General features: G+C 59.0%; 21 protein-coding genes. 7 read left to right on the forward strand and 14 right to left on the reverse strand.

The window, feature by feature from the left end; translation table 11 throughout:
* Nucleotides 1-10: 10 nt before the first annotated feature.
* On the reverse strand, nt 11-556 hold the full coding sequence (locus tag ACS1BR_RS03145; protein WP_463560024.1) for an NUDIX hydrolase: 546 nt from the start codon (nt 554-556) through the stop codon (nt 11-13).
* A 25-nt stretch (nt 557-581) separates the two neighbouring features.
* Here ACS1BR_RS03145 and ACS1BR_RS03150 point away from each other — a divergent pair, with 25 nt between their 5' ends.
* The gene (locus ACS1BR_RS03150; protein WP_463560025.1) at nt 582-1,607 is read left to right on the forward strand and encodes a mechanosensitive ion channel family protein; all 1,026 of its coding nucleotides are present in this window, start codon (nt 582-584) and stop codon (nt 1,605-1,607) included.
* 50 nt (nt 1,608-1,657) lie between these two features.
* Here the strand turns inward: ACS1BR_RS03150 and ACS1BR_RS03155 are convergent, their stop codons facing one another.
* From ACS1BR_RS03155 to galU, 5 genes are all read right to left on the reverse strand, one after another.
* On the reverse strand, nt 1,658-2,518 hold the full coding sequence (locus ACS1BR_RS03155; RefSeq protein WP_463560026.1) for a LysR substrate-binding domain-containing protein: 861 nt from the start codon (nt 2,516-2,518) through the stop codon (nt 1,658-1,660).
* Nucleotides 2,519-2,541: 23 nt separating this feature from the next.
* Nucleotides 2,542-3,006, reverse strand: a complete 465-nt coding sequence (locus ACS1BR_RS03160; protein WP_463560027.1) for a DedA family protein — start codon at nt 3,004-3,006, stop codon at nt 2,542-2,544.
* A 366-nt stretch (nt 3,007-3,372) separates the two neighbouring features.
* A complete protein-coding gene (locus ACS1BR_RS03165) occupies nt 3,373-5,007 on the reverse strand; it encodes a CYTH and CHAD domain-containing protein (RefSeq protein ID WP_463560028.1) in 1,635 nt (544 codons plus the stop codon).
* Nucleotides 5,008-5,114: 107 nt separating this feature from the next.
* On the reverse strand, nt 5,115-5,963 hold the full coding sequence (locus ACS1BR_RS03170; protein WP_463560029.1) for a hypothetical protein: 849 nt from the start codon (nt 5,961-5,963) through the stop codon (nt 5,115-5,117).
* Nucleotides 5,964-6,286: 323 nt separating this feature from the next.
* Nucleotides 6,287-7,186: a UTP--glucose-1-phosphate uridylyltransferase GalU gene (galU, locus tag ACS1BR_RS03175; protein ID WP_463560030.1), complete on the reverse strand. Its 900-nt coding sequence runs from the start codon at nt 7,184-7,186 to the stop codon at nt 6,287-6,289.
* A gap of 92 nt (nt 7,187-7,278) precedes the next feature.
* On the opposite strand from galU, the gene ACS1BR_RS03180 reads away from it, so the two are divergent.
* Both ACS1BR_RS03180 and ACS1BR_RS03185 read left to right on the forward strand, forming a co-directional pair.
* Entirely contained in the window at nt 7,279-7,932 is a 654-nt protein-coding gene (locus ACS1BR_RS03180; RefSeq protein WP_463560031.1) for a 5-formyltetrahydrofolate cyclo-ligase, read from the forward strand.
* A gap of 49 nt (nt 7,933-7,981) precedes the next feature.
* A complete protein-coding gene (locus ACS1BR_RS03185) occupies nt 7,982-8,182 on the forward strand; it encodes an FmdB family zinc ribbon protein (RefSeq protein ID WP_463560032.1) in 201 nt (66 codons plus the stop codon).
* A 246-nt stretch (nt 8,183-8,428) separates the two neighbouring features.
* Here ACS1BR_RS03185 and ACS1BR_RS03190 read toward each other — a convergent pair whose 3' ends face one another.
* The 4 genes from ACS1BR_RS03190 to ACS1BR_RS03205 form a co-directional block, all read right to left on the reverse strand.
* Complete coding sequence (locus tag ACS1BR_RS03190) at nt 8,429-12,283, reverse strand: DEAD/DEAH box helicase (protein WP_463560033.1); 3,855 nt, start codon at nt 12,281-12,283, stop codon at nt 8,429-8,431.
* A gap of 87 nt (nt 12,284-12,370) precedes the next feature.
* Nucleotides 12,371-12,823 carry a hypothetical protein gene (locus tag ACS1BR_RS03195; RefSeq protein ID WP_463560034.1) on the reverse strand — a complete coding sequence of 151 codons (453 nt, stop codon included), beginning with the start codon at nt 12,821-12,823 and terminating at the stop codon, nt 12,371-12,373.
* Nucleotides 12,824-13,585, reverse strand: a complete 762-nt coding sequence (locus ACS1BR_RS03200) for a MurR/RpiR family transcriptional regulator (protein ID WP_463560035.1) — start codon at nt 13,583-13,585, stop codon at nt 12,824-12,826.
* 94 nt (nt 13,586-13,679) lie between these two features.
* Nucleotides 13,680-15,596, reverse strand: a complete 1,917-nt coding sequence (locus ACS1BR_RS03205) for an alpha-glucoside-specific PTS transporter subunit IIBC (RefSeq protein ID WP_463560036.1) — start codon at nt 15,594-15,596, stop codon at nt 13,680-13,682.
* A gap of 298 nt (nt 15,597-15,894) precedes the next feature.
* Here ACS1BR_RS03205 and ACS1BR_RS03210 point away from each other — a divergent pair, with 298 nt between their 5' ends.
* The 4 genes from ACS1BR_RS03210 (at nt 15,895) to ACS1BR_RS03225 (ending at nt 20,768) form a co-directional block, all read left to right on the forward strand.
* Nucleotides 15,895-16,743 (forward strand): endonuclease/exonuclease/phosphatase family protein, encoded by an 849-nt coding sequence (locus tag ACS1BR_RS03210; protein ID WP_463560037.1) that lies wholly within the window; start codon nt 15,895-15,897, stop codon nt 16,741-16,743.
* Nucleotides 16,744-16,753: 10 nt separating this feature from the next.
* Entirely contained in the window at nt 16,754-18,493 is a 1,740-nt protein-coding gene (locus ACS1BR_RS03215) for an alpha-glucosidase (protein WP_463560038.1), read from the forward strand.
* Between the two features lie 55 nt (nt 18,494-18,548).
* A complete protein-coding gene (locus ACS1BR_RS03220; protein ID WP_463560039.1) occupies nt 18,549-20,270 on the forward strand; it encodes a glycoside hydrolase family 13 protein in 1,722 nt (573 codons plus the stop codon).
* Between the two features lie 81 nt (nt 20,271-20,351).
* The gene (locus tag ACS1BR_RS03225; RefSeq protein ID WP_463560040.1) at nt 20,352-20,768 is read left to right on the forward strand and encodes a VOC family protein; all 417 of its coding nucleotides are present in this window, start codon (nt 20,352-20,354) and stop codon (nt 20,766-20,768) included.
* A gap of 77 nt (nt 20,769-20,845) precedes the next feature.
* Here ACS1BR_RS03225 and guaA read toward each other — a convergent pair whose 3' ends face one another.
* The 4 genes from guaA to ACS1BR_RS03245 all read right to left on the reverse strand — a co-directional run bounded on the left by guaA (nt 20,846) and on the right by ACS1BR_RS03245 (nt 25,313).
* The gene (gene guaA / locus ACS1BR_RS03230; protein ID WP_463560041.1) at nt 20,846-22,438 is read right to left on the reverse strand and encodes a glutamine-hydrolyzing GMP synthase; all 1,593 of its coding nucleotides are present in this window, start codon (nt 22,436-22,438) and stop codon (nt 20,846-20,848) included.
* A 115-nt stretch (nt 22,439-22,553) separates the two neighbouring features.
* Nucleotides 22,554-23,150 carry a DUF3817 domain-containing protein gene (locus ACS1BR_RS03235; RefSeq protein ID WP_463560042.1) on the reverse strand — a complete coding sequence of 199 codons (597 nt, stop codon included), beginning with the start codon at nt 23,148-23,150 and terminating at the stop codon, nt 22,554-22,556.
* Between the two features lie 6 nt (nt 23,151-23,156).
* Nucleotides 23,157-24,110 (reverse strand): SURF1 family protein, encoded by a 954-nt coding sequence (locus ACS1BR_RS03240; protein WP_463560043.1) that lies wholly within the window; start codon nt 24,108-24,110, stop codon nt 23,157-23,159.
* A 75-nt stretch (nt 24,111-24,185) separates the two neighbouring features.
* Nucleotides 24,186-25,313, reverse strand: a complete 1,128-nt coding sequence (locus tag ACS1BR_RS03245) for a GuaB3 family IMP dehydrogenase-related protein (protein WP_463560044.1) — start codon at nt 25,311-25,313, stop codon at nt 24,186-24,188.
* Nucleotides 25,314-25,332 lie beyond the last annotated feature (19 nt).

Here is a 25,332-nt window from a genome sequence, read left to right on the forward strand (position 1 = left end):
TTATCAACTTCTATGCCCGTCCCTCTCGTGCCGTGTTCGCCCAGTCTCGGGCGTTCCCGTAGCCCAGCATGTCTGCCGCTGTATCCAGTAGCGACGGCGCCGCCCGGTGACGGTCCGATACCGGCAACCTGTCATCGAGCCGATCCAGCGGAACCCACTCCACCCTATCGGTGCTGCCCTGCCGCTCACAGACAAGTTCACCCGAAACAATGTGTGAGCGGTAAACACTGCGCAGGGCGCAGAAGACCGAGCCGCCGTTGCCGGGAAAATATGCTGCCTGCACCCCCAACAGATTTTCTACCGCCACCGTATAGCCCGTTTCTTCCCGGGCCTCACGCCGGGCGGCTTCGCTCGGCTGTTCCCCTATCTCAAGACCACCGCCGGGTAGAGTCCAGCCCTGAATAAGCTGCCCGGAGGCGGCATAGGTGCGGTAGTGGCACAGCAGAATCTGCCCGCGCTCAATAATAACCGAGTAGGCCGCCGGGCGAGTTTCCATCACAAGAGCCATAGTCCCCATCTTAACCGTTTCTGCGAAGACTACACCAGGCTTATTCACGGTAGCGTGCTCTACACTGGTGGCTATGGGTTTACCGCTGAACGATATACCACCCCTTTTTGCCGCTGACGCCACCGGTCAGGTTTTGGATACCGTGTTCAGTCTAGACTTCTGGCTCAATCACCCCCTGCGCATTGTTGTGATTCTGACCGTCGCCTTTGTGGTCCGGGCCCTGCTGAGCGTGATTATCCGTAAAATCACCAACTCGGTGGCGCGGGGTACTTCAGCGCGGATCGTGCAAAACGGTACCCGCTGGACCGCCGATAGTGCTGCCTCCACATCGCGACAGGCTCAGCGGGCCAAAACGGTGGGCTCGGTACTGCGCTCGGTAGCCTCGATCACGGTGTGGACCGTGGCTATCCTCATGATCATCTCTGAGCTGGGTTTCAATATCGCCCCCGTCATTGCCTCGGCCGGTATTGCCGGTGTGGCGCTGTCTTTCGGTGCCCAGTCGCTGGTGAAAGACTACCTGTCAGGGATTTTTATTGTTGCCGAAGACCAGCTGGGGATCGGTGATTTTGTTGACCTGGGTGAGGCAACCGGAACCGTGGAATCGGTGGGGCTGCGGGTAACCCAGGTTCGCGATGCCGACGGCACCCTGTGGCACGTGCGCAACGGTGAAATTCTGCGCGTGGGCAACTTTTCTCAGGGCTGGTCAAAAACCAATATTGACCTCCCTATCCCCTATGACTCCGATATTGAGCAGATCTCTCAGCTGCTCCTTCGCGCCGCCAACGATGCGCTCTCCGCCCCCGAACTCGCCAAGAATATATACGGTAAGCCGGAGGTTTTGGGGGTCGAGTCGGTGTCCGGTGAGTCGCTAACCCTGCGTCTTTCGGTGAAAACCGCCCCCAGCGAGCAGTGGGCGGTGGCGCGGGTCCTGCGGGTGGCACTCAAAAATGCTCTCGACCGCTCGGGCAACCGGATACCGCTGCTCAACCAGTCGGTGATCCGCCAGTACACCGGCCCCAAGACGCAGTCGTTCCCGATCGTCTCCGATACCGGGGCCGGACAGGATACGCAAACCCACGGTGGAGAGGCCAACCGGTAGCGTATACCGGGAACAGCACCTGAGACTGCTACACCCGGTACGGCCGGCTGTCAGCGCCGCCTAGTCCGCGACCGGACACCTACCCGCTTCCGTTGTCGGCCTGATACCCTTCGCTTCTGCGCCGGTGGGGACAGCTTACCCTGGGGTCGAGTATTTTTGGCTTCCGTCACCGGACTACTCCCCCGCCCGGACGCGCTAGTGCGCCCCCGGCAGATGCCAACAAAATCTTGAATGATACTCTCTTCCGCCTCACTTCGCTCCCGGCGTTCCCAGACCAGGGCGAGCGGGCTCTCTTCCAGACCATCCACCGCACGGTAGGTGAGGTCTTTACGGTGGTAGAGACGGGCGAGAGACATGGGCGTGATGAGCAGGCCCAGCCCGGCGGCTACCAGCTCGATTGCGTCTTCGGTGGTGCGCATCTGCGGTAGAGGCTGCGGTTTCTGCCGCCGGTGCTCGGCTGATATTTCTGCCCAGCGGGGCACACTCTGCGGTGGCTGTAGCATGGTTTCTTGGGCGAGTTCGCGAAGAGGAACCGCCTCGTCATAGAGGCTCAGCAGGTGGTCTTTGGGGAGCACCAGTACCATTTTTTCGCGGTAGAGCTCTACCGCGTGGTATCTCTCTTTATCCCGAGAATCTGGCTCCCGCTCCGGTCTGAGGAAGACCATATCTGTCAGACGGTGGGACCCGAAATCATCTGTGTGCGCGGCCAAGCTGGCAAGCCCACAGTCTTCTGCCAGGGCCAGCTCGTGCAGCTTGCAGCGCGAGTCATAGCGTCCGTGCCAGCGGCTAAACCATTTCCCGGGCATCACTCCGGGGACATACCCGACCCGCAGCCCCGGCTGCTGGCTATCGGGGAGGGCGGAGGGAAAAAGCAGAAGCTCGCTACTCTGCCGGTGACGCATGCTATTCATAGCCTAAAAGTAGCACGGCAAAGCTAGGGTTTACGCATACTGTGACGCCGATAGAGGTGAACGGCACCCACAGTGACCAGCAGAAGGAACAGGAGCGTAACGATGAGACCCGGTTGCAGTAACCATGCCTGTACCACCGCCATACCGACCGTGCCGTAGATACAGCCCCAAATGAGGGTGCCCGCGAGCATGGCGGGGAACCAGCGCAGTAGCGGCATCCGGGTAAAACCCGTGGTGATAATTACCGCGGTTTGAAAGCCGAGGGTGAGAAAACACAGGGGTACGGCTAGCACGCCCCAGCGGTGGATGAATGCCTGCGCTCGCAGATAGACGGGGGTGCCCATCGCCCCCCGGATATAGCTGAATCGAGACCCGCCGGCTGCGGCGAGCCACCCCAGCAGGTAGATCACCGAGGTTCGCACAATACCTACCGCCCAAAAGAAGCCGATGGCCCACGCCCAATGGAGGCTTTCGATCCATTCAATCACGGCTCTAAGTCTAGCCTCCCCTCCGTATGCGGAAACCGCCCCGATGTATTTATGAGCCTGCAAGCGGATCTCAGAACACGGTAGCTTCCTTCCTCTGGAGTCTCATAATTCTAGCCAAAGCCCGGAAACTCGCGGGAACAGATAGAAATTTAGGCTGACCTACGTAGACTTTTAGGTGATCTTAAATTTTTTCTTGTCGGGGCTAGCCAAGGAGCAGTCGAATTAGGTAATATTTTTATTACCAAATGGTTCGTAACGCTTGTGGGAAGCAAGAACCGGATGGTTTCGAAGACTTTTCTTCCTGTGTGTGATGCAGGTGCCCGGCCGAAACCCCGTTTCGGCCGGGCACCTTTTTATACCCGCACCCTAGCGAAAACTCAGCCCTTCAAGAGCGGCAAGCTCTCCGGCAACAAAACTGTGCTCACTCATGCGCAACCCCACAGCATAGTAGCTACTGCGCCCCATCAGATAACCGACCCCCAGGCGGTCAAGCCGCCGGTACCGGGCACGCCGAGCAACCGACTCGAGCCAGACCAGGGTCACCTGCTCATCGGAGAGCACAGAAATTTCCCGGTGCAAACCCGCACAGGTCTCCAGCAGCTTCTGTTGATCCTCACTCAAACCCGCACCCGCCTGCACCAGAGCACTCAAGCAGTAACTTCCCGCCTGTGCTGCACGCCGTATCCTAAAGAGGGGGTCGTTATTGAACTCGTTATAGGCAAAATCATTGGGGTCAGTCTTCCACAGCTGTCCCAGGTCTCCCCGACCAAAATCCCTCACGCACTCGCCGATACGGTGCGCCACCTCGCCCACGTAGGAAGCCACGGTAGCGGGTAAAACAACGGTATCCTCCAGGTGGGACACAATACCCAACAGTGCCTTACGCAACCGCAGATACTCCTCGGTATCCAGGGCACGCAACACAGCGGTCTGGGTTTCGACACGGTCCTCGTCCAAAAACTCATCAAGCACCCGGCGACTGTCCTCGCTCACCGCCCCCGGACGGATCGCCGCCCCGGTAAGATAGTCGTCCACAATGTCAATATCCCGCGCGGGAGACAGCTTCTTCACCAGGTGCTTGAGCGCCCCGGCACAGGCGTCAAACTCCAGCCTGTCAGCCTCAGCCCGCGCATAGGGGCGCGCGGCAAACCTCAACACCGACTCCAACTTGCGGGTGGTCCGCCGCAGACCGTGCACAGCATCGGGAGCACCGGCACGAAATTTCAGCTCCCACAGCATAAGATCCGTGGTGAGCCCACCCAGCGATACCCTCAGCAAATCCGCAGCTGCCGCCGGACGACGCCGGGTAGACCCAGCCGGTTCTGTCTCGGACTCCCGCTCATCACGAACAGGATCCTGCCCCAGCCTCCGAGCCTCAAATTCGGGGTCCTTACCCAGCGCACGGGCAATCTTAGCCGGCGACCCAGACAGTCTCACCCCCAGAGGAAAAAGCACCTCTTCACAGAGAGAAAAAATATCGGAGGCAGACACCAGGCCCCGGTCCAGCAGCTCAATCTCCCACTCATGCCAGCGCCGCTCAAGCCCCGTCGAATAGTCCGTGGCCACCACCGTGTCATCACAAATCTCAGCCACCTGGGTGCCGGCCCTATCCTGCAAAACGGTGCGCTCGCGCTCTGTCACCAACGAGACGGACTCCACGAGTTCCTCCCCCTGGGTCACCGTACGCACAAACCGCTGCACAGCGGCGGGGACCTGCTTGGGACTGGACACCAGGTCATAGTGGATTTCGTGGCGGGCCCCCGCCCTATCGTCAAACTTAATGTGCCAGCCCTGATCGTAACCCCCCAAACGACGCCGCAAAGCAACCATGTTCCTCCCCAGCGCGCCGGTTGCGGTGTCATAGTAGGTTGCCTCAAGGTGTTCACCCACCACCTCGCCAACACTGAGCTGATCAAGCCCGGACCAGTCAATTTTTGTGACCGGAGTATCGGGGTCAATCATTTCGTATTTACGTTCAACTTCAAGATGGTGAGTTGCCATGAATACCGCAGGCTCCTTGGTCGTTACGGGTGGTAGAAATAATCAGCCTACATTCAAGATACTGCGAAAACGCCCGTCTTTGAAGGGGCCAGAAACGCTCTATTTGATTAGGAGGCCCGACGGCGCTTGAGGATTTCATCAAGTTTGAGCTTTCCCGGCTCCTCCGCCACCCGCCGCGCCTGCGCCAGAGTCCTCACCTGAGATTCCTCATAGACGGGTGGCTGAAGAGGCTGCTGTGGCACTTCGTCAAACTCCAGGTAGGTGGGTTGGGGGACCTCTGTGGGCTGCCAAGGCACTATCGCGGACTCAAACCGCGGTTCAATCTTTACTCGCAGCCCAAGCTCCTCCGCACCGGACGTTCCCTCAAGGTGCGGACGCACGCCGCCCCGGTGGGTCCGTGCCTGCCGCAGCGACTTGGCAGCCTGGCTGACGGGCCTCTGCCCCGCTCGCTGCCGGGATTTGTCTCGTGCCCCGCGGTCAGTATCCGACACCGGTACAGCGATAGAAGCCGAGCCTGTATCCGAGGCAACCGCACCGCGGACACGCGCGTCGCGGATCGCTAAAAAGCGCAGGAACACCACCGAGGCCAGGGCCAGGCTACCGGCAGCTAGCGGCCACAACCAACTCAGTAAACCCAGAGCAGAGACAAATACCAGAATAAAACTGCTAAGTAGCGCGACTAGTCCCAGTAAAAAAAGTACTAAGCGATCATACTTGATACGCAGAGAGGGCGCGCTGTCCCCCGCATGGCCTACACTATCAACCGGCTCTCCGCCATCCGGATCGGGCCCAGAAACCGGCCTACCGCCTTCGGCGGATTCCGCGCTCACAATGTCTTCGGCAGGTCTTTCAGCGTGAATCTGCCCATAATTTCGCCGGCGGTAAAGGCGGGGTAGTGCAACAACAACCGCCACCGCAATAAGCAGAAGAACACTCGTTGCACCCAACCACACCATGCGCGCCACCACCGTATGCCATCACAAAAGTTTTTTATTAGTACCTCAATAGTTTAGCTGAGAAAAAATATATTTTCCTAGGACTCTCGCACCGCGCACACGTTCTATTCCACCCTCATAATTTATTTTTCCTGTTTGCGCGACCACCGCTACCCCGCACACCCCCGCCCAGACCCGACCGGTGGGCCTCAACCACAGACAACATACGCCGCAAACACATAGGGGCCGTAGCCTACCGAGGTAGGCTACGGCCCGGTCACATATCTCACTGTAGAAAAACCCCGCAATCCAGGCATAGCAGCCCGGCATCACGGTGTGAAACCCTAATCGGCCACAAACTCCCGAAGCCAAGACCTCAACTCATCGCCCAGGTCATCACGCTCCGCGGCAAGAATCACGTTTGCCTTCAAGTAGCTCAGCTTATCTCCGGTATCAAAACGGCGGCCCCTAAAGACCACACCGTAGACCCCTTCGCCCTCGCCGTCTCCCTTGGCCAGGGCTTGCAGGGCATCGGTGAGCTGAATTTCACTGCCGCGGCCGGGTTCAGTATTCTCAAGAACCTCAAACACCTTGGGCGAGAGCACATAGCGGCCAATCACCGCATAGTTTGAGGGCGCCTCGTCAACGGCAGGTTTCTCCACCAGCTCGGTCACCCTAAAGAAGTCTTCACCATCGGTGGCTTCAATCGCCGCACAACCGTAGGCAGAAATTTGTTCGCGGGGAACCTCCATCAGGGCAATAACGGAGCCACCGGTCTGCTGCTGAACCCGCACCATCTCGGCTAGCAGTTCTTCTCTTTCATCAATGAGATCATCGCCCAAAAGCACGGCAAAAGGCTCATCGCCAACGTGCACTTTACCGCGAAGCACCGCATGACCCAGGCCCCTGGGATCACCCTGACGCACAAAATGGATCTCCCCCAGATGGTTCGAATCAAGCACGGTCTGCAAAAGGGCATCTTTACCCTGAGACTCAAGTTGATCTTCCAGCGTGGGCACACGGTCAAAATGGTCTTCAAGAGCTCGCTTATTCCGGCCGGTGATCATCAAAATGTCTTCAAGGCCCGCCCGCACGGCCTCCTCCACAACATACTGAATTGCCGGTCGGTCAACCACGGGAAGCATCTCTTTAGGAGTAGCCTTGGTAGCGGGCAGAAAACGGGTTCCCAAACCCGCCGCGGGAATCACCGCTTTGGTCACAGGCTTTTGATTCTGGTCAGTCATAGCTTCAACAATACCCGACCACGCATTTATTTTTGGGTATGACATTTCCACCGATAAGACACGGATACAAAAAGCAGGAAAGGTTGCGGTCCATGGAAAACCTGACGCCAAATATTTCCCTCCATAAAAAACTGCTGCGATACGCGCTGCGGCAGGCACGGGCAGCACGCGCACAGCACAACGCAAGCTACGCCACCAACTACACCCACCATATGCTGGACCTCACGGCCCACACAGAGCAGCGGGTTCAACGCCGGCTCACCATCGCCGCCTACCTCCCCGTCAGCATCGAGCCTCCCATCATGCCCGGTCTCGAAAAACTGGCCGATGCCGGTCACCGCATCATCGTGCCCCGGGTCCTCTCCCGGGGTCGACTTGACTGGGTACCGTGGTCCCGGCAGGGTAGATTCACCACCAACAGCATGGGTATTCGTGAGCCTCTCGGTGAGTCCCTGGGACAGGACGTCTTCCACACCGCCGATATTCGCCTGATACCCGCACTCGCCTACGACAGCCGCGGCACACGGCTGGGCCAGGGTGGAGGCTACTATGACAGATTGCTAGCCGGCTCTCCTGCCGCCACCGATTCCGGCCCGGGACCCATCACCATCGGGGTAGTCTTTGACCGCGAAATCCTTGACCGACTACCGGCCCAGGAACACGACGCCCGTATTTTCAGTGTGCTGACAGAGTCCGGCATCAAACCTCTGGGCCCGACAGAAAAAGGAAAGGGGCGGACAGAGTAGAATAGACTACCGATAACAGCCCACAGACACAGTATCTTGAGGAGCCTCTTTGCCCATCTACGTTTACCAGTGCAAAAACTGCGGCCATATTCTTGAAAAACAGCAGTCCTTTTCTGACCGGCCGCTCACCGTCTGCCCCAACTGTCACCAAAACCAACTCCGCAAAAAAATTGGTAATGTGGGCGTGGTCTTTAGGGGCTCCGGTTTTTACAGCACCGACAAGTCAAGCTCCACTTCCTCGAACTCCTAGCCCCGCTCAAACCGGCATCTCAGATAAGTCATAGATAGTGGTGGGGCGGGCGCTGCTCGCGAAGCCAGCGGTCCCTCCTCTCACGCTCAGATAGCTCCGCGGGGTCAGCCGGTTGGCTAACCCCGGCGGCCCCCACCTCCGGCAACCGGGGCTCACTACCGGAAAAACCCGACCCCGAAGTAACCCTTCTGTGACCGCGCCGCTTCCGCGGATGCGGCGAGTATTCCGGCACCTTCTCGTTCCCGCTCACCGGTTATCCTCCGCCGCAACTCCCAGGTAGCGGCACACCCTCTCGGCCACCGACTGCGGATCCGAAAACATCTCGGTGGACCACAGGGTCATATAGTTCCAACCGGTGCGCTCCAGGGCATCGGGAATCAAGCGGCTACGCTCCCTCACGCTCAAGGAGGCGTAGTCGTCAGAGCCGTCCGAGCAGGTGGCCAACGGAAAATTAAAGCTGAGCTGGTCGGCAGCCGTGCCCATCCTGCGGAGTCGAGGACTGAGGGTCGAACCTGCCATCAGGGATTCTCGTGACGAGAGCGCCAGCAGAGAAACAGGCCCGCTCCCGGCCAGCAGCTGCACCCCCTGCCCGGACAGACGCCGCACAATATCGCTGAGCAGCCAGCCTTCCGTACCGGTCTCAGCATCGGTCTCCCGCAGCGGTGACTGCCGGCAGTTTTCATACTCGGCCAGTACCCGGTAGAGATCTGCGGCCCCGTAATCCAGCAGGTGCGGATCAAGATCACCGTATTCAAGGCAGGAGACAAAACGGGTCAGGTGCCGGGCACGGGTCATACCCAGCACAAAATATTCTCGGCCGTGCACCTGGGACAGCTGGCCCAGCGTATGGTTGACCGTCCCCTGCCTACTCTTCCCGGCTCCCAACGAAAAAATCACCGTATCGCGTTCCAGCCCACCGGCACGTGAAAGATCAACCACCGTGAACGGTTCTGGTCGGTCAGATCTAAAGAAATCCGCTAGCTGGCGGTACTGCGGCAGCAGCGCACCGATCTCATCGGCAATACGACGCGCATGCCGCTGGCTCGCCGTCACCACCGCCAGGGACTGATGAGGATTCTTATAGGCGTGTTCGAGAACCCTCTGGGCAACCCGGGTAACCTCAACACCGGGTGAATCGAGGTTGGCGTTATCGCTGACCCTGCCGACGGTATCAACGTACTCCACAATAAAGGAGGGGATATCTGCGGCGATCTCCTCAGCCCAGGGGTGGTGCCTGAGCTGCTGACGGTAGAAATTCTTATTGAGGTAGCTCAAAATGACCGGGTCTATCGCGCGATCGATGATCCGGGAGAGAAAGCGGGTTGGCAGAATCTTGGCCAGGGCACTGTGGGTGCTCTCGATACGCTGAACCGTTTCCTGCGGGGCCGCCGTGGCAAGAGCCGATACCGCAAAGGGGGCGGGAAACCCGCTATGGGGATCACCCAGTGCCACCACCTGGTCCGCCCTGGTGATGGCGGGTAGGTTAGCGGCCAGCGGGGTTGACTCCGAGTCCAGCAGGATCACGGTATCAAAGCGGGTTGAGGGGGCCAGGTGGCGGGTCAGGGCAAAGGGGCTGGATACCCACAGGGGGTAGAGGGTGGTTGCCATGCGCGGAGCCCGGTCAAGAAGCTGGTCACAGCGGAAACTATGGCCGCGCAACTGACTTTTGAGATAGGCCGCTTCCTCAGGGTACTGCTCTATACGGCGTCGCCACGTATCCGCCACCGAGGCCATCAACCGCGCCGGCGCAGAGTCCATGTGAGCGCTATCGAGCCTGCGGAAACGGGCTTCGCAGTTCCTGAGGGTATCGCCATCGAGAAGATCAACCTCATCAGATTCAAGCATCATCTCAAGAACACTCTGCCACCAGGCAAGCTCAAGCTCCGCCCCAACCTCTTCTGCGGATACACGGCGGGAAAGCATGTCGGCCATAAATTCGCCAAGACCTAGCCGGCGCATATCTTCTTCGATCCGGTCACGCTCGGGGAGGGTCTCAAGCTGGCGCCTATCATCACGCAGGGCGTACAGGCGCTGAAGCACCTGCCTGAAATCAGCCCCCATAAAGTCGTTGCCATCTGCGCTATCTTCGAGCACCAGGGCCAGGCCGTCGCACTCCTGAATCAGATCGTGAAGCTGCCCGCTGAGAAAGTCAAGGTTCTCGGGAATGTGGGGCCGGTGGGACCGGTAGGACCAGTCCAGCCACTCATCACGCTCTGCCTGAACCACCAGCAGATTTTGGTGGAGATCACCCAGGTGCACACCGGGCAGAATATACTCTTTAGCGGCCTTGCGCAGGCGCGAACGCCGAATACTGCTCATCTCCACCCCGTGCTCGCGCCGCCAACTGCCGCTGGCCGTTGCCGCAATCAGGTCATCCACCGGACGGTCATATATCCCCTCCCTGAACTTGGTGAGGGTGCCGCGCATTCTCTCCAGAAGGTTGAGCTGAGCCCTCCAGTCAGTGAGGTTGCGCCCCAAACGCATACCCAGCTGCTCGGCTACCGTCTGCAGGGACGCATGCATCTGCTCAAAACGGTCGATCAGCGAGACCACCAACCGATATGCGGCCTCAGCCTCTTCACCGTTCACGAGCCTGGCGCCGCGCCAGGGCGAAAATTCGGTGGCCGGGGAGAAAGCCCCCAACTGCGCCAGCTGTCTAAGCTGGGCCGCCACCCGGACACGGTCGGTCAGAGAATCTGCCACCGACGGGGAAAGCCGCACCTCCGTTGCCGGTGCCGGGTTTCCGGCAGTGAGCGCGGCAAGGTTCTCTAATGCATCATAGATTGAGCACCCCCAGCGGGACTCGGCGTGCTTTAGCGACGACGTGTGAGCGGCAAGCTGCCTTCTCACCTCCACCAACTCGCGGTAGACAGGGCGCAGGTTGGGTTCACCCGCGCCCTCATTGCGCACAATGGCCCCGATAAACTTCTCCCGCATCTCTTCCGCTGAGTGATCCTCCAGGAGGGAAAAAGTTATCCCGGTAAGCTGCTTGTCGGCGAGCAACCGGTTAAAGTCCGCCAGGGTGGAGCTCTTCTCCCCCACCACCAGCACCGACTTCCCCCGGTTGATCAGCGAGGAGGCGATGTTGGTGGCGGTACGTAGCGGACAGGTACCGCTCGCTGCGGTGACCACCAGCGAATGGCCAGCTTCAGCCAGGTCGATCACCTCCTGCGCCGCCGAGTCTGCATCAAAGATGAGCACCTCGTCCTCCGGTGCCCGCTCGTCCACGGGCACGGCGCTGTTTTCGACGTGAGCATCGGGAAATACCGGTTCATTCTCCGGGTCTGCCATGCGGGCAAGACGGCGCACCAGTGGAGTATACGATTCTTCCGGTAGGCTGGCGGGGCTCTCTTTAAGGTCGGCAAAGGTGGATATAAAATATTTTGCCTCCACCACCATGCCGGGTATCTTCCCCGCGGTCACCCGCAGACGGTCAATCACCGGTTCGGGGTCAAGTTTTGCCATGGACCGGGTCAGCGATGCCACATCCAGGCTGCCGAGATCTATATCGAATTCCCGGTGAATCTGACGCACCATGGCCGGGTTCAGCTTGGCATCGCCCACCAACCGAACCTCATAGTCTTTACCTCCGGGGTGGGGCAGGATAGTCACCGGAGCCAAAAGGATGGGGGCGATAAACCGTTTCTCGGCGGCACTCCCGGCAGCCGGTTGTCGGACATCGCGAGAAAGCCAGGAGGCGGTACCGGCCGCGAAATACCCGGCGCTGAGCCCGTGCTGGTTCTCCAGCTCCACAATTTTGTTACGCAGCGCACGGGCCGCCCTCATACCAGCCTCATTTTTTGCGCGGTCGTTGAGGATCGTTGACAGGCGGGTTTTACGGCCCATGAGCAGCTGAGCAAGACCGGAGGGGTTTGAGTCGGTGATATCGATATGAACATAATCGATCGGGTTGAAGTCCAGGAGCGCGTCCGGGCCGGTATAGTAGTCCATCTGCCGGTTCCACAGTTCCAGCCCGCGCTGGATTACCCGGGACGAATCCCCCGCATACTCTGCCGTGGGTAGTTCTGACCCAGCGTCACCGGTGTCCTCAGGCTGCACGGGCACATACCGGGGGGTCTGAGCCCCGTCAATATCGTTCACAAGATGCTCTTTCACGGTAGACGATTGATATGATTCAATGGCGGCCGACTTCACAGTCCATCATACGAAAACCCCGCGCAACTCACTCTAGAACACAAGATTAATCACGATCAGCACCTCAAACAGTGTGAGTACACCGATCAGCACCATGGCCCCGACCACCGGCACCCTGCCCGCCGGGGCAAAAGGTTCCCGGGGCGCAAGCCAGAGTGAGCGTGCCAAAAAATAGGAGAGCAGGGCACCGACAATATTAGCCACCAGTAGCTGCTGCACCGTAGAGTAGACGGCAAATATTTTCTCGCTGTACTCGTTTTCGGTGTGAACCCGCCTCAGGGTCGGGGCAAGGATCAGCGTCATGCAGGCATTGAGAAAACCTATAGCGACCGTTCCGTTATTCAGCAGCTGACGAAACTCTAAACCGCTGTACTGGACAGTGAGAAAGGCGTAGGCAAAAAACAGTACCGGGATGATGAGCCAGTACCCGAAAAGGAATTTTCGCAGTTTACCGGAGTCACCTAAAAATACTAGAAGAGCGTTCACTTATACGGCCTCATTTTCCAGGAAATCTATGTACTTGCGCACCAGGTAGTCGAGTAGCACATTCAATGCCACGAAAGAATGGTAGGGGTTCTTTTGCCCCGGCAGTCGGGTGGGGGTCGACTCGTAGTAAAGGGCATCTTCAGCGGTAGCTGCCATAAAATTTATGCCCGTAGCGGTGATGGCTATCATAGGAACCCTGCGCAGTGCCAGAACTTTAACGGTCTCAATCACCGAGCTGGTGTTACCTGAGAGCGACACCACAATCACCAGGTCATCGGGGCTCATCACCGACGAGGACCCCGCAAATTCGCTACGCGCCGGGATCACGTGGACAAATTTTCCGCAGGCCAACAGCGATTTAGCGAACTCCTGAACCGCGTTGCGCTGCGCGTAACCCGTACCAAAACAGTAGACGGTGCGGGCCCCGTGTATTTTGCGCAGGATAGCCGTTAGGTCTGTGCGGCTAAGACTCTCCAGTGTTTTACGAATATCTTCAACCCCCGACTGCACAAAATCCGGGTTGACGGGTTCGCGTTCGGCCAGAGAGGTCTTAACAAAATATTTGAGCTCGGCAAACCCGGTGAATCCCAGTTTTTTGGTGAGGCGGATAATACTCGATGTTGAGGTGAAGCTCCTGTGGGCCAGAGAACTAATCGTTGACTCAGCAACAAAATCTTCATGCTCCAGCATGAAAGCCAGAATTTCCCTTTCGGTTTCACTAAACCGGTGCTGATTCGCGTTAACGAGTGACTGTAAATCCACCAGGGCTCCCGACAAAGACTCTTGAGTACTGTACCGATACTACAGTGTCTTTGAACGGGAGCCCGGATGGTGACGATTGCGCCGGTGTGTTCACCTACCTGTTCTGAACCATTGCCTCAAAACGGTCGCGCACCTGGGGCACGTCCATACCCACAATCACCTGTAGCGCCTTGCCTTTCTTGACCAGGCCCAGGGCCCCGGCCGACTTGAAGTCGGACTCCGCCGCTACCAGCTCGGGATCATTGACCGAGACCCGCAGGCGGGTGGCGCAGTTGTTCACGTCGGTAATATTCCCGGCTCCCCCGAGCAGGGACAGGAAGTCTGTCGCCCGCTGGGTGTAGGGGTCATCGGGGCTGGGTTCTTGTTGCCGAGCAGCATCCTGGTTGAACTCGTTCGCATTGACCATCGCCTCAAAACGGTCGCGCACCTGGGGCACGTCCATACCCACAATCACCTGTAGCGCCTTGCCTTTCTTGACCAGGCCCAGCCCGCCGGCCGACTTGAAGTCGTCCTCGTTAGCCACCAGTTCAGGGTCGCTGACCGAGACCCGCAGGCGGGTGGCGCAGTTGTTCACATCGGTAATATTCTCAGGCCCGCCCAAAAGCGAGAGGAATGCCTCCGCCCGCTGGGTGTAGGGGTCGGTTGCCGTGGCGGTTGCGGCCGCTGCCGGCTGACCCCCCTTCAGGGTGCCCTGCTTCTTTGCTTCCCGATACTCTGCCTTGCTGTAGAGCTTGGTCTCCCCACCGTCATCTTCGCGGCCAGGAGTCTTGAAATTAAACCTCAGAATCAGCCAGCGGAAAACCACAAAATAGATTCCGGTAAAGCAGAGGCCGATCAGGATCTGAATCAGGTAGGTGTTGTGGTGGTTGCCCCAGAGCGGGATCCAGTTCTGGAAAAGGAAGTCGATAAGACCCCCGCCCATGTTACCTCGCAGCCCGAAGAAGTACATGGTTGCGGCCATGGTTGCGGCCAGCGCAGCGTGTACGGCAAACAGCGGCGGTGCCAGGAAGAGGAAGGTGAACTCCAGCGGCTCAGTGATACCGATCAGAATAGCCGTGAGACAGACCGGGATGAGCAGAGACAGGGTTTCTTTCTTCTTCTCCGGACGGGCGGTGGTGTAGAAGGCCGCGGCGATACCGATCGGCGCAAAAACCTTGGAGTTACCGTGCAGAGCGAAACCGCCACCGGGGAAGAGCTCGGACAGCGGCTGAGTGGATTCGGCCATACGGGGCAGGCTCGCAACCCAGTCTTTGGTAATGCCGTTGGGGGTGACCGCGGGACCAAAGACAAAGGGGGTATAGATAAAGTGGTGCAGGCCGGTGGGAATCAGAATCCGCTCTAAGAAGGTGTAAACCCACACGCCGAGCACACCGGAGGCGGTGAAGAATCCCTGCATCCCGGAGATACCCATCTGGGCATAGGGCCAGAGCCAGCTGAAGAGCAGCGCAACCGGCATCATGAGGAAGAAGCAGAGCCCGTATACAAACTGGGTCCCCTGAAAGATACCGAGGAAGTCGGGCAGCTTCTTCTCAAAGTAACGGTTGTGGACCCACACCACGATTGCCGAGATGATGATTGCGCCAAAGATACCGGTGTCCAGGGTTTTGATACCGGCAATCATCTTGAGACCGGTACCGGCAGCCGATTCGGAGATGTCCTGTGAGAAATCAACGTTGAAGGCCGAACCCCAAATTTCAAGGATTTTACCCACAAAGTAGAGGAAGGTCAGATAAACCATACCGGCTTCAAGAACTGCACGGGCCTGGGCTTTCTTAGCCAGGGCGATGGGCAAGCCCAACACAAAGAGCAGCTCCATCTGGTTAAAAACGGTCCATGCGCCCGCCTCCCACACTGCCCAGAAGTTTGACCAGCCGGTGCCTTCGGCAGCTATATCACCCAGAAGCTCCTGGTTTTGGGCGATCACCGCAATACCCACGGCTAAACCCGCGAAAGCAAAGATGAGGACGGGGGCGAGCATCGCCGAACCGAACCTCTGGATCTTCTCCATCATGGGAAAAATCCTTTCACCTAAAATATCGAATGTGAGTGTTCACGTAACTCACATAATAGGCTCTATTTCGCCGAAAACACAGGAGGGAGGGGAATATGCCGGTTTCTGGTAAGAGTTTCGCCGCAACGGTAATGCGTATCAGGTCTTGGCAAAGTTTCCGCACCCCGAGGGTAGGCGCGAACCGTTGGGGAGCATCGGAGAATTTATAGGATTGGGATCAGTGGCAGGGTTGTGCCCCAGCCGCTGTCATAGTTACCGCATCCTACGACTAGCTTCAGATGTATAGAAAGAACGTTTCTTGAAATTTCTCACGCTCAACACACACAGCTGGCTTGAGGCACACCAGCTACACAAAATAAAAATTCTGGCTGATTTTATAGTGAGCGAGGGTGTCGATGTGGTTGCCCTCCAGGAGGTCAACCAGAACATCGATTCCGCCCAGATCACCCCTTCGGATTCCTTTCTACCCGCGGGCAGCCCGCCGCTACGGGAAACAAATTTTGGGGTTTTACTGGTCAACATGCTGGAGACTGCCGGCGCCGGCTACCGGTGGAGTTGGTTGGCCTCCCACAAGGGGTGGGGGATCTACGACGAGGGCGTGGGGATCCTGACCAGGCTACCTATCCGGCAGGTTCAGGCACTGGAAACCAGCCGGGACATCTACACCTACAACGACGTTTTTCGCCGCTGCGCCCTAGCCGCAGAACTTGAGTACCGGCCCGGCAAAACCCTCTGGTGCGCCAGCACCCATATGAACTGGTGGCTGATGGAGGGTAGCTACCTGTTTGAGCACGACTTCGATTCGCTCGATAGGCAGATTCGGGCCTTGGCCGGTCCGGCACCCGTTTTTCTCCTGGGCGATTTTAACAACGATGCGGCCGTGAACGGTGAGGGCTACAGCCAGGTTCTGCGACTGGGCTGGCACGACTCTTTTGTGGCCGCCCACCGCAAAGAGGGCGAACACACGGTACACAAGAGTATCTCAGGCTGGAAAAATGTTACCGAGAAAATGCGTCTGGACTATGTGCTGACCTCTGTCCCCCTTAATTTTTTGTCGTACCGGGTGGTTTTTCCCGATAACAGCGAGCAGGCTATCTCTGACCACTCGGGTGTGCTCGTCGAATGTGACCCTTCCCTACTACCCTAGGAGACTCACCGTGTCCGTATCAGAGATTCAGGCTTTTCAGAAGCCGGTGGTTTACCAGATTTATCCGCGTTCTTTTCAGGATTCTAACGGGGACGGTATCGGCGATCTGCCCGGTATCATCTCGCGGCTCGACTATCTTCAGGCGCTGGGGGTTGATTTTATTTGGCTCAGCCCCATCTACGTTTCGCCCAACGACGATAACGGCTACGACATTAGCGACTACCGTGCCATTAGCCCCGACTACGGCACCCTGGAGGATTTTGACCGGCTTCTAGCCGCGGCTCAGGAGCGCGGCATCAAGGTCATGATGGATCTGGTGGTCAACCACACCTCCGACGAGCACAGCTGGTTCGCCCAGTCTCAGACCTCACGCGATAACCCCTACCGCGACTACTACATATGGAAGGATCCGGCCGGTTTCGATGATGACGGCACTCCCTTACCGCCCAACAACTGGGTGTCGGCTTTTTCCGCGTCGGCCTGGCAGTGGCACGAGCAGACCGGCCAGTTTTATCTGCACATGTTCTCGCCCAAGCAGCCAGACCTCAACTGGGAGAACCCCGCAGTGCGCCGCGAGGTCTATGACATTATGCGGTTCTGGCTGGACCGCGGTGTTGCCGGTTTCCGTATGGACGTGATCAACCTTATTTCTAAAGATGGCTCCTACGCCGATGATCCGGCCGTGGCTGCCGGCTCCCGCGAGCCCTCCCTGGCCATGGTGGCAAACGGCCCCCGCGTCCACGAGTTTTTACGGGAGATGAACCGTGAGGTGCTTGCCCACTACGATGTGCTGACCGTGGGTGAGACCCCCTGCGTGAGCACCGGTGACGCGCTGCTTTACGCGGGGTTTGACCGCGGTGAGCTACAGATGATTTTCCAGTTTGAGCACATGGACGTTGATGCCAGCACCGAAGGTCTGGGCAAGTGGAGTGATACTCCCTTTAAGCTGACCGATCTTAAACGGGTGCTGACCACCTGGCAGCAAAACCTGGATTCGCGGGCCTGGAACTCTCTGTACTGGAATAACCACGACCAGCCGCGAGCGGTCTCACGGTTTGGAAATGATAGCCCAGCCTGGCGCAAGCTCTCGGCCAAGATGCTGGGGGTGGCCCTTCACTTTATGCAGGGAACCCCCTACATCTACCAGGGTGAAGAGCTGGGCATGACCAACGTTTACTTTGACACGGTGGATCAGTATAACGACCTTGAGATTCACGACGTATGGGCAAAATACGTCGAGACGGGCCGGGTAGAGCCGCAGAAAATGCTCAGCTATATTTCTGCTTCGGGTCGGGACAATGCCCGCACACCCATGCAGTGGTCCGCCGAGGAGAACGCGGGATTCACCACGGGCACCCCCTGGCTGGCGGTGAATCCGCGATACCGCGAAATCAATGCCGAACAAGCTCTTGCCGATGAGGATTCGGTGTTCTATTTCTACCGGGAGCTTCTGCGCCTGCGCCGGGAGAACCCGGTGATGGTGAGCGGTCGTTTTGAGCCCATCGAGGCCGGTGACCCGGAGGCGGTATTTTCTTACCTGCGGCGAGGGGTCGGTGCCGAGTCCGGGCAGAACCTCACGGTGCTGTGTAATTTTAGTACTACCGCCCAGATCCTTGACCCGGTGGCACTCTCAGCCGCCGGAAGCGGACATCGACAGCTACTGATCTCAAACTACCCCGACGACGAGGGCGATATTCTGCGCCCCTACGAGGCCAAGGTTTACAGGGTGGAAACGGCCACCGGGGCCTGACCCTTTTTCGCGCAAAGACAGACAGCGGCCAGTATTTTTTGGAAAGGAAACAAACATGATGGCTTCACATGCCGGCAAACGGTGGTGGAAGGAGAGCGTGGTTTATCAGGTGTGGCCACGCTCTTTCCAGGATTCTAACGGGGACGGTATCGGGGATATACCGGGACTCATCTCCCGTCTGCCCTATCTCGAACAATTGGGTATCGATGTCATCTGGCTCTCACCCGTCTACGCTTCACCCAACGATGACATGGGCTATGACATCAGCGACTACCGCGCTATTATGCGGGAATTTGGTACCATGGACGATTTTGATCGCCTGCTTGAAGCCGCCCACAGCCGGGGTATTAAGATTCTGATGGACCTGGTGGTCAACCACACCTCCGACGAGCACGACTGGTTTGTCCGGTCCCGGACCTCACGCGATAACCCCTACCGGGATTTTTATATCTGGCGGGATTCTTCGGGGACAGATAGCGAGGGTAACCCGCTGCCGCCCAACAACTGGGGCTCCGAATTTGGTGGCCCGGCCTGGGAGTACGATGCGGGAACCGACCAGTGGTACCTGCACTCTTTCTCCCGCAAGCAGCCCGATCTCAACTGGGAAAACCCTCAGGTGCGACAGGCTGTCGCCGATCTGGTGACCTGGTGGTTGGACAAGGGGATTGACGGTTTCAGGCTCGATGCGATCAACATTATTTCCAAGCCTCAGGGGCTACCCGATGACCCCTCCGTCGACCCCGACAAGCACAGTTCGTCGCTGCCCTTCATCATTAAAAACGGTACCCGGGTGCACGAGTGGATGCACGAGCTCAACCGTGTTGCTTTCAGCAAATACGACTGCATGACCGTGGGTGAGATGAGCGCGACCGGGCCCGAAGAGGCGGTCAAGTTCGCCGGTTTTGAGACAGACGAGCTCAACATGATTTTCCATTTTGAGCACATGGGTGTCGATTCCGATGAAAGTACCGGTATGGGCAAGTGGTCTTTCAAGAGGTACCGGCTCACCGATCTGAAGAGGATTCTTAACACCTGGCAGACCGAACTGGCCGGAAAGGCATGGGGGTCCCTCTACTGGAATAACCATGACCAGCCGCGGCTCATCTCCCGCTTTGGAGACGATTCCGAGCGGTACCGCGAGCTGTCGGGCAAGATGCTCGCCACCACCCTGCACTGTATGCAGGGAACCCCCTACATCTACCAGGGTGAAGAGCTGGGCATGACCAATGTTAAGTTTGACTCTATCGACGACTACCGGGATCTCGACTCCATTAATTTTTACGAGGATATGGTGGTCAAACGCGGGGTGCTCACCCCCGAGGCGGGTATGGAACTGGTCCATCAGGTGGGCCGTGACAACGCGCGTACCCCGCTCCAGTGGGACTCCAGCGACCATGCCGGTTTCTCTACCTCAACCCCCTGGATCGGTGTTAACGCCAACTACCGGCAAATCAATGCGGTTGATGCCCTGAACCGGGAAGACTCCCTCTTCTACCACTATCGGCGACTGATCGACCTCCGCCACGGTGCACTCAAAGACCTCATGGTCTACGCAGATTTTGTGCCGCTCGATCCCGACGATGAGGAAGTCTACGCCTACGAGCGCCACGGCCGGGGAGGCGAGAAGCTGCTGGTGGTCAACAACTTCACCCCCAACGAACTCACCCGATCCTATACCCTGCTCGATCAGGGTGAGCTGGTGCTGTCCAACTACGGCGACGACCAGGGCCAGAAGCTACGCGCCTACGAATCGAAGGTGTACCGTATAAGAAGCTAGCGCGCCCAAGCGGTCCGCCGTTGACGCCGCGAACCGCCGTATCCCGATCAGCTAGCCCGATCCAAGAAAGGTAGCACCACCGTGACTATCCAGTTCAGCCCCTACTTCACTTTCAATGCGACAGCCCGATCAGCCATGGAGTTCTACTCCACGGTCTTTGGTGGAGAACTCACCATGACCACCTTCAAGGAGGCCGACGCCTCGCCCTCCCCCGAGATGGACCAGCTCATTATGCACGCCCAGCTGACCGGCGAACATTTTAACCTCTACGCCTCCGACGGTGCAGCGCTTGCCCCCACGGATGCGGAGGTCAAACCCAATATTGAAGGGGCGATCATGGGTACGGCTGATCAGCTTGACCTGGCCCGCACCTGGTTTGAAAAACTCAAGGTGGGGGCCAGCAAGGTATACGATCTTCAGCAGGCTCCCTGGGGTGCCACCTTCGGATCCCTCACCGACCGGTACGGTATCTGCTGGATGTTTAACTTTGAAGGCTAAAGAGGGATCACCCCTCTAAAAACCGGGGCCGCCCGCTGCATTGTTCGATGCAGCGGGCGGCCCCGTACAGCTGAGGTTTACTCCCACTCGATCGTTCCCGGTGGTTTGGAGGTAACGTCAAGCACCACCCGGTTGATCTCGGGTACCTCGTTGGTTATCCGGTTGGATATTGTTGAGAGCACATCATAGGGGACCCTGGACCAGTCAGCGGTCATGGCGTCCTCAGAGGAGACCGGGCGCAGCACCACCGGATGCCCGTAGGTGCGGCCATCGCCCTGCACCCCCACCGAGCGCACATCGGCAAGAAGCACCACGGGGCACTGCCAAATCGAGTCGTCAAGTCCGGCCGCGGTCAGCTCCGCACGGGCGATAGCGTCCGCTTTCCTCAGCACGTCAAGGCGCTGCCGGGTCACCTCGCCGATCACCCGAATACCCAGACCGGGGCCGGGGAAGGGCTGGCGGGCCACAATCTTTTCGGGGACACCGAGTTCCCGGCCGATGGCGCGCACCTCATCTTTAAAGAGGGTGCGCAGGGGCTCCACCAGCTCAAAAGTCATATCCTCGGGTAGGCCGCCCACATTGTGGTGGGACTTAATATTGGCTGTCCCCTCTCCACCACCGGACTCCACCACGTCGGGGTAGAGGGTCCCCTGCACCAGGAAGCGAATATCGTCACCCGACTCGTTGGCCTCCTCCACCAGCCGCCGCTGAGCCACCTCAAAGGAGCGAATAAACTCGCGGCCGATAGCCTTGCGCTTGGTTTCGGGGTCGCTGACCCCGGCCAGAGCAGAAAGAAAACGCTCCGACTCGTCGATGGTGACCACGCGGATCCCCATGGTCGAAGCGTAGTCCTGCTCCACCTGCTCCCGCTCGCCCTGACGTAGCAGGCCGTGGTCGATAAAGAAGCAGGTCAGCTGGTCACCCACCGCGCGGTGTACCAGGGCCGCGGCCACCGACGAATCCACGCCGCCGGAAAGGGCGCACACCACGCGGTCACCCCCCACTTGCTGACGGATCTTAGCCACCTGCTCCTCAATAATATTGCCGGTTGACCAGTTCTTCTCCAATCCGGCGATATTGAACAGAAAATTCTCCAGAGCCAGCTGCCCATAGTCGCTGTGTTTAACTTCGGGGTGCCACTGCACCCCGCCCAACCTACGCCCCTCATCGACCATGGCGGCAACATCGGCACCGGGCGTGGAGGCCAACACCTCAAAACCTGCCGGGGCAGCCGACACCGAATCACCGTGGGACATCCACACCTTTTGGCTCCTGGGGCTACCGGTGAGAAAAGACAAATTGTCGGCACCGACGGTGGCCGTGGTCGCCCCGTATTCGCGGCGGCCGGTCTGCGCCACCCGGCCACCCAGCGTCTGGGCCATCACCTGAAAACCGTAACAGATCCCAAAAACCGGCACACCGGCCTCAAACAGGTCAATATCTCCCTGAGGGGCGCCCTCGGCATACACCGACGAGGGTCCTCCCGAGAGCACAATCGCCGCGGGGTTTTTAGCCAGAATCCGCTCGGCGGACATAGTATGCGGAACAATCTCGGAATAAACTCCGGCATCGCGCACGCGGCGAGCAATGAGCTGCGCGTACTGTGCACCGTAGTCAACCACCAGCACCGGCCCCTGGCCGGACTCGGTCGATTCTGTGAAAGTGGTCACCTGTCACCTTTGTCTCGATCGGGTTTCCCCACCGGCAGGTGAAGAAAATATCTGCCACCCATTCTAAAACACTTTGAGACCGGCGACGATGCGGGCACACCCGCCCGGGCCACCGCTAGTAGCGTTTGGTTGCCTGCGGGTTGGCTTCCAGTAGGCTCAGGGTCTCGGCGTGGATCTTCTTCTCCACCACGAAAGAGAGGAAGGGCACCACTCCACCCAGCGCCATCACCACCATCTGGGGTAGCGCCCAGCGCATAAGCAGCCAGAGCCTAAAACACGAGAGCAGATACACCACGTAGAACCAGCCGTGCACAATCAGAATCCAGGTGGAGATATTCACCCCACCGGTCAGGTTCCCGGTCTCCCGGTTGAGCCAGCCCAGGGCCACCGTCTCGCCGGTGTGCGCGTCGGTTGCCCCGGCCATCAGATCGTACCCAAAAATATAGCGGGTCACCATCTCGATCACCAGAAGCAACAAAAAAGTACCCGAGATCCAGGCACAGTATTTGTAGAAGGTCAGCGCACCGCGAATCTGCGACTCGGTGCCACCAAATTTTTTCCGCACGGTAAAACCACCGCTGCCACCGCTACGGCCGTGCTCGGCCAGGGTCACCTTTTTACCGTCGGTACGCTCCACCGGACGCACCCGAGGCTGCCCACCGGCCGGCTCTGTCCCCCCGTGTTTACCCTTCGTCGGGTCACTGCTCGACATATACCCTCACTTTCTTGTCCCGGCAGCTGTACCGGTACCGATATCGTCAAAAAAATAGTAGCGGCGGTCCTGAGGATCCCAATAGTAGTAGCGACCGGTTTCGGGATCCAACCAGTACTCCCCCTCGTACTCAAAATACTGGGCCGGATCATCCTCTTTCTCGTAGGAATCCCGCAGCATACGCCACCACAGGTAGAGGGCAAAGGCAGCAAACACCAGCCACTCCAGAGCATAGAAGATATTGAGCCAGTTCACCTGTTCGTCGGTCACCTGTTCCGCCCGCACCGGGAGCAGGCTGGAACTCTGCCCCATGATCTCGGCCCCCTCGGGTAGCCTTCCCTCAGCGGTCAGCTCTACCCTATCTCCGGCCACCTCGGCGTCTGCGGCCACAATAGCCGCGTACAGGGGTGCATCCCACAGGTTGGTCAGCTGGGCTGCGGCAGCAGAACCGATCACGCGGCTGCCGGCACCGTCACCTGCGGCAAGGTCCTTGGAATAGTAGGGGGCATCATTAGCAACCAGCCGCCCCACCACGGTCACCTGCCCCTCCGGCTCCGGCGGCAGGACGGTCTCATTCGTCCAGGCCCGCGCCACCGCCACCGCCACCGGCTGACTCCGGGCGTCAACCGTCACCTCGTCGGCCCCATCGGGAACAAACCGACTCACCACCCAGAAACCGTCACGGCCGTCCTTGAGCTTATCCGCCACCAGGTAGGAGGAGCCGGGTATATAGCGGCCGGTCACCCGCACCATGCTGTCTGCTTCCTCGGTGGTCAGCGGCTCGTGCACAGAGACCAGACCCCGCAGCGGCTGCACCACCTCCTTAGCCGGATCGGCCCGCACCTGGCCCAGCACGGAGGCGTTCAGCTGCCAGCGGCTCAGCGCCACAAACCCGCTCACCAGGGCAAGAACCACCAGAAGAAACGCAACCCACCGGGGCGTGAACGCTAGCTTCAACACGGTTTCTCCCCCACCTCACACATACGCGGCGACCTCCACGACCACAAATTCCGGCGGCCGGGCACACCCGGCCAGCTACCGGCGAAAATCCGAGAGCACAAGCTCGCTACGCTGAAAAGATTTGAGATCGGTGAACCCGCAGGTGGCCATCGATCGGCGGATAGCACCCACAATATTTGAGGTGCCATCAACATGGTGGGAGGGCCCGTAGAGCACCTCCTGCAGGGAACCTACCGTGCCAAGATCGGTGCGGATACCGCGGGGAAAATTCTCCGAATGAGCCTCATTCCCCCAATAGAGACCCCGCCCCGGAGCCTCACTGGCCCGCGCCAGCGGGGCACCCACCATCAGAGCATCGGCACCCAGCGCCAGAGCCTTCACCAGGTCACCCGAGCGCCCCAGCTCACCGTCAGCAATCACCTGCACATAACGCCCCCCGGACTCATCCAGATAACGCGAGCGCGCCTGTGCCACGTCGGCAAGAGCTGTCGCCATCGCCGCCCGTATCCCCAGTCCGCGCCGGTTGGTGGTGGAAGAGCCCCCGCCAAAACCCACCAGTACACCGGCGGCCCCGGTACGCATCAGATGCAGGGCCGGCGTATAGCCGGCGACACCGCCCACGATCACCGGCACGTCAAGCTCGTAGATAAACTTTTTCAAATCCAGCGGCTCCTGCCGCGACGAGACATGCTCGGCAGAGACAGTGGTCCCACGGATCACGAAGAGATCGACACCGGCACCCACCACCGTCTCATAGAACTGCCGGGTGTTCTGCGGGGTGAGGGAGCCCGCGGTGATCACACCCGAGTCACGGATCTCACCGAGTCTGGCCCGAATCAGCTCGGCCCGGATCGGTTGGGAATATATTTCCTGCATCCGACGGGTTGCCGCTACCGGGTCATCAAGGGTGAGGGAGGTGATTTCGTCCAGGTAGGGCTGGGGGTCTTCGTAGCGTGTCCACAGCCCCTCAAGGTTAAGCACGCCCAGCCCCCCCAGCCGGCCCAGGGCAATAGCTGTAGCGGGGCTCATGACCGAGTCCATGGGGGCGGCAATGATCGGGGTCTCAAAGGTGAAAGCATCGATCTGCCAGCTGGTATCGACATCCGCACGATCACGGGTTCGGCGCGAGGGCACCAGGGCCACGTCGTCGAGCGAGTAGGTACGGCGGGCCTTCTTTGACAGGCCAATTTCAATATCGGACACGGTTTTCCTTTCACGGGCT

It is taken from the genome of Rothia sp. 18CD1-1 (assembly GCF_055285355.1).

Bases quoted from the DNA above. Each gene is read 5' to 3' on its own strand.
- ACS1BR_RS03150 (WP_463560025.1), top strand. From the start codon at position 582: ATGGGTTTACCGCTGAACGATATACCACCCCTTTTTGCCGCTGACGCC.
- ACS1BR_RS03155 (WP_463560026.1), bottom strand. From the start codon at position 2,518: ATGAATAGCATGCGTCACCGGCAGAGTAGCGAGCTTCTGCTTTTTCCC.
- ACS1BR_RS03180 (WP_463560031.1), top strand. From the start codon at position 7,279: ATGGAAAACCTGACGCCAAATATTTCCCTCCATAAAAAACTGCTGCGA.
- ACS1BR_RS03170 (WP_463560029.1), bottom strand. From the start codon at position 5,963: ATGGTGTGGTTGGGTGCAACGAGTGTTCTTCTGCTTATTGCGGTGGCG.
- ACS1BR_RS03235 (WP_463560042.1), bottom strand. From the start codon at position 23,150: ATGTCGAGCAGTGACCCGACGAAGGGTAAACACGGGGGGACAGAGCCG.
- ACS1BR_RS03205 (WP_463560036.1), bottom strand. From the start codon at position 15,596: ATGATGGAGAAGATCCAGAGGTTCGGTTCGGCGATGCTCGCCCCCGTC.
- ACS1BR_RS03165 (WP_463560028.1), bottom strand. From the start codon at position 5,007: ATGGCAACTCACCATCTTGAAGTTGAACGTAAATACGAAATGATTGAC.
- ACS1BR_RS03220 (WP_463560039.1), top strand. From the start codon at position 18,549: ATGATGGCTTCACATGCCGGCAAACGGTGGTGGAAGGAGAGCGTGGTT.
- galU (WP_463560030.1), bottom strand. From the start codon at position 7,186: ATGACTGACCAGAATCAAAAGCCTGTGACCAAAGCGGTGATTCCCGCG.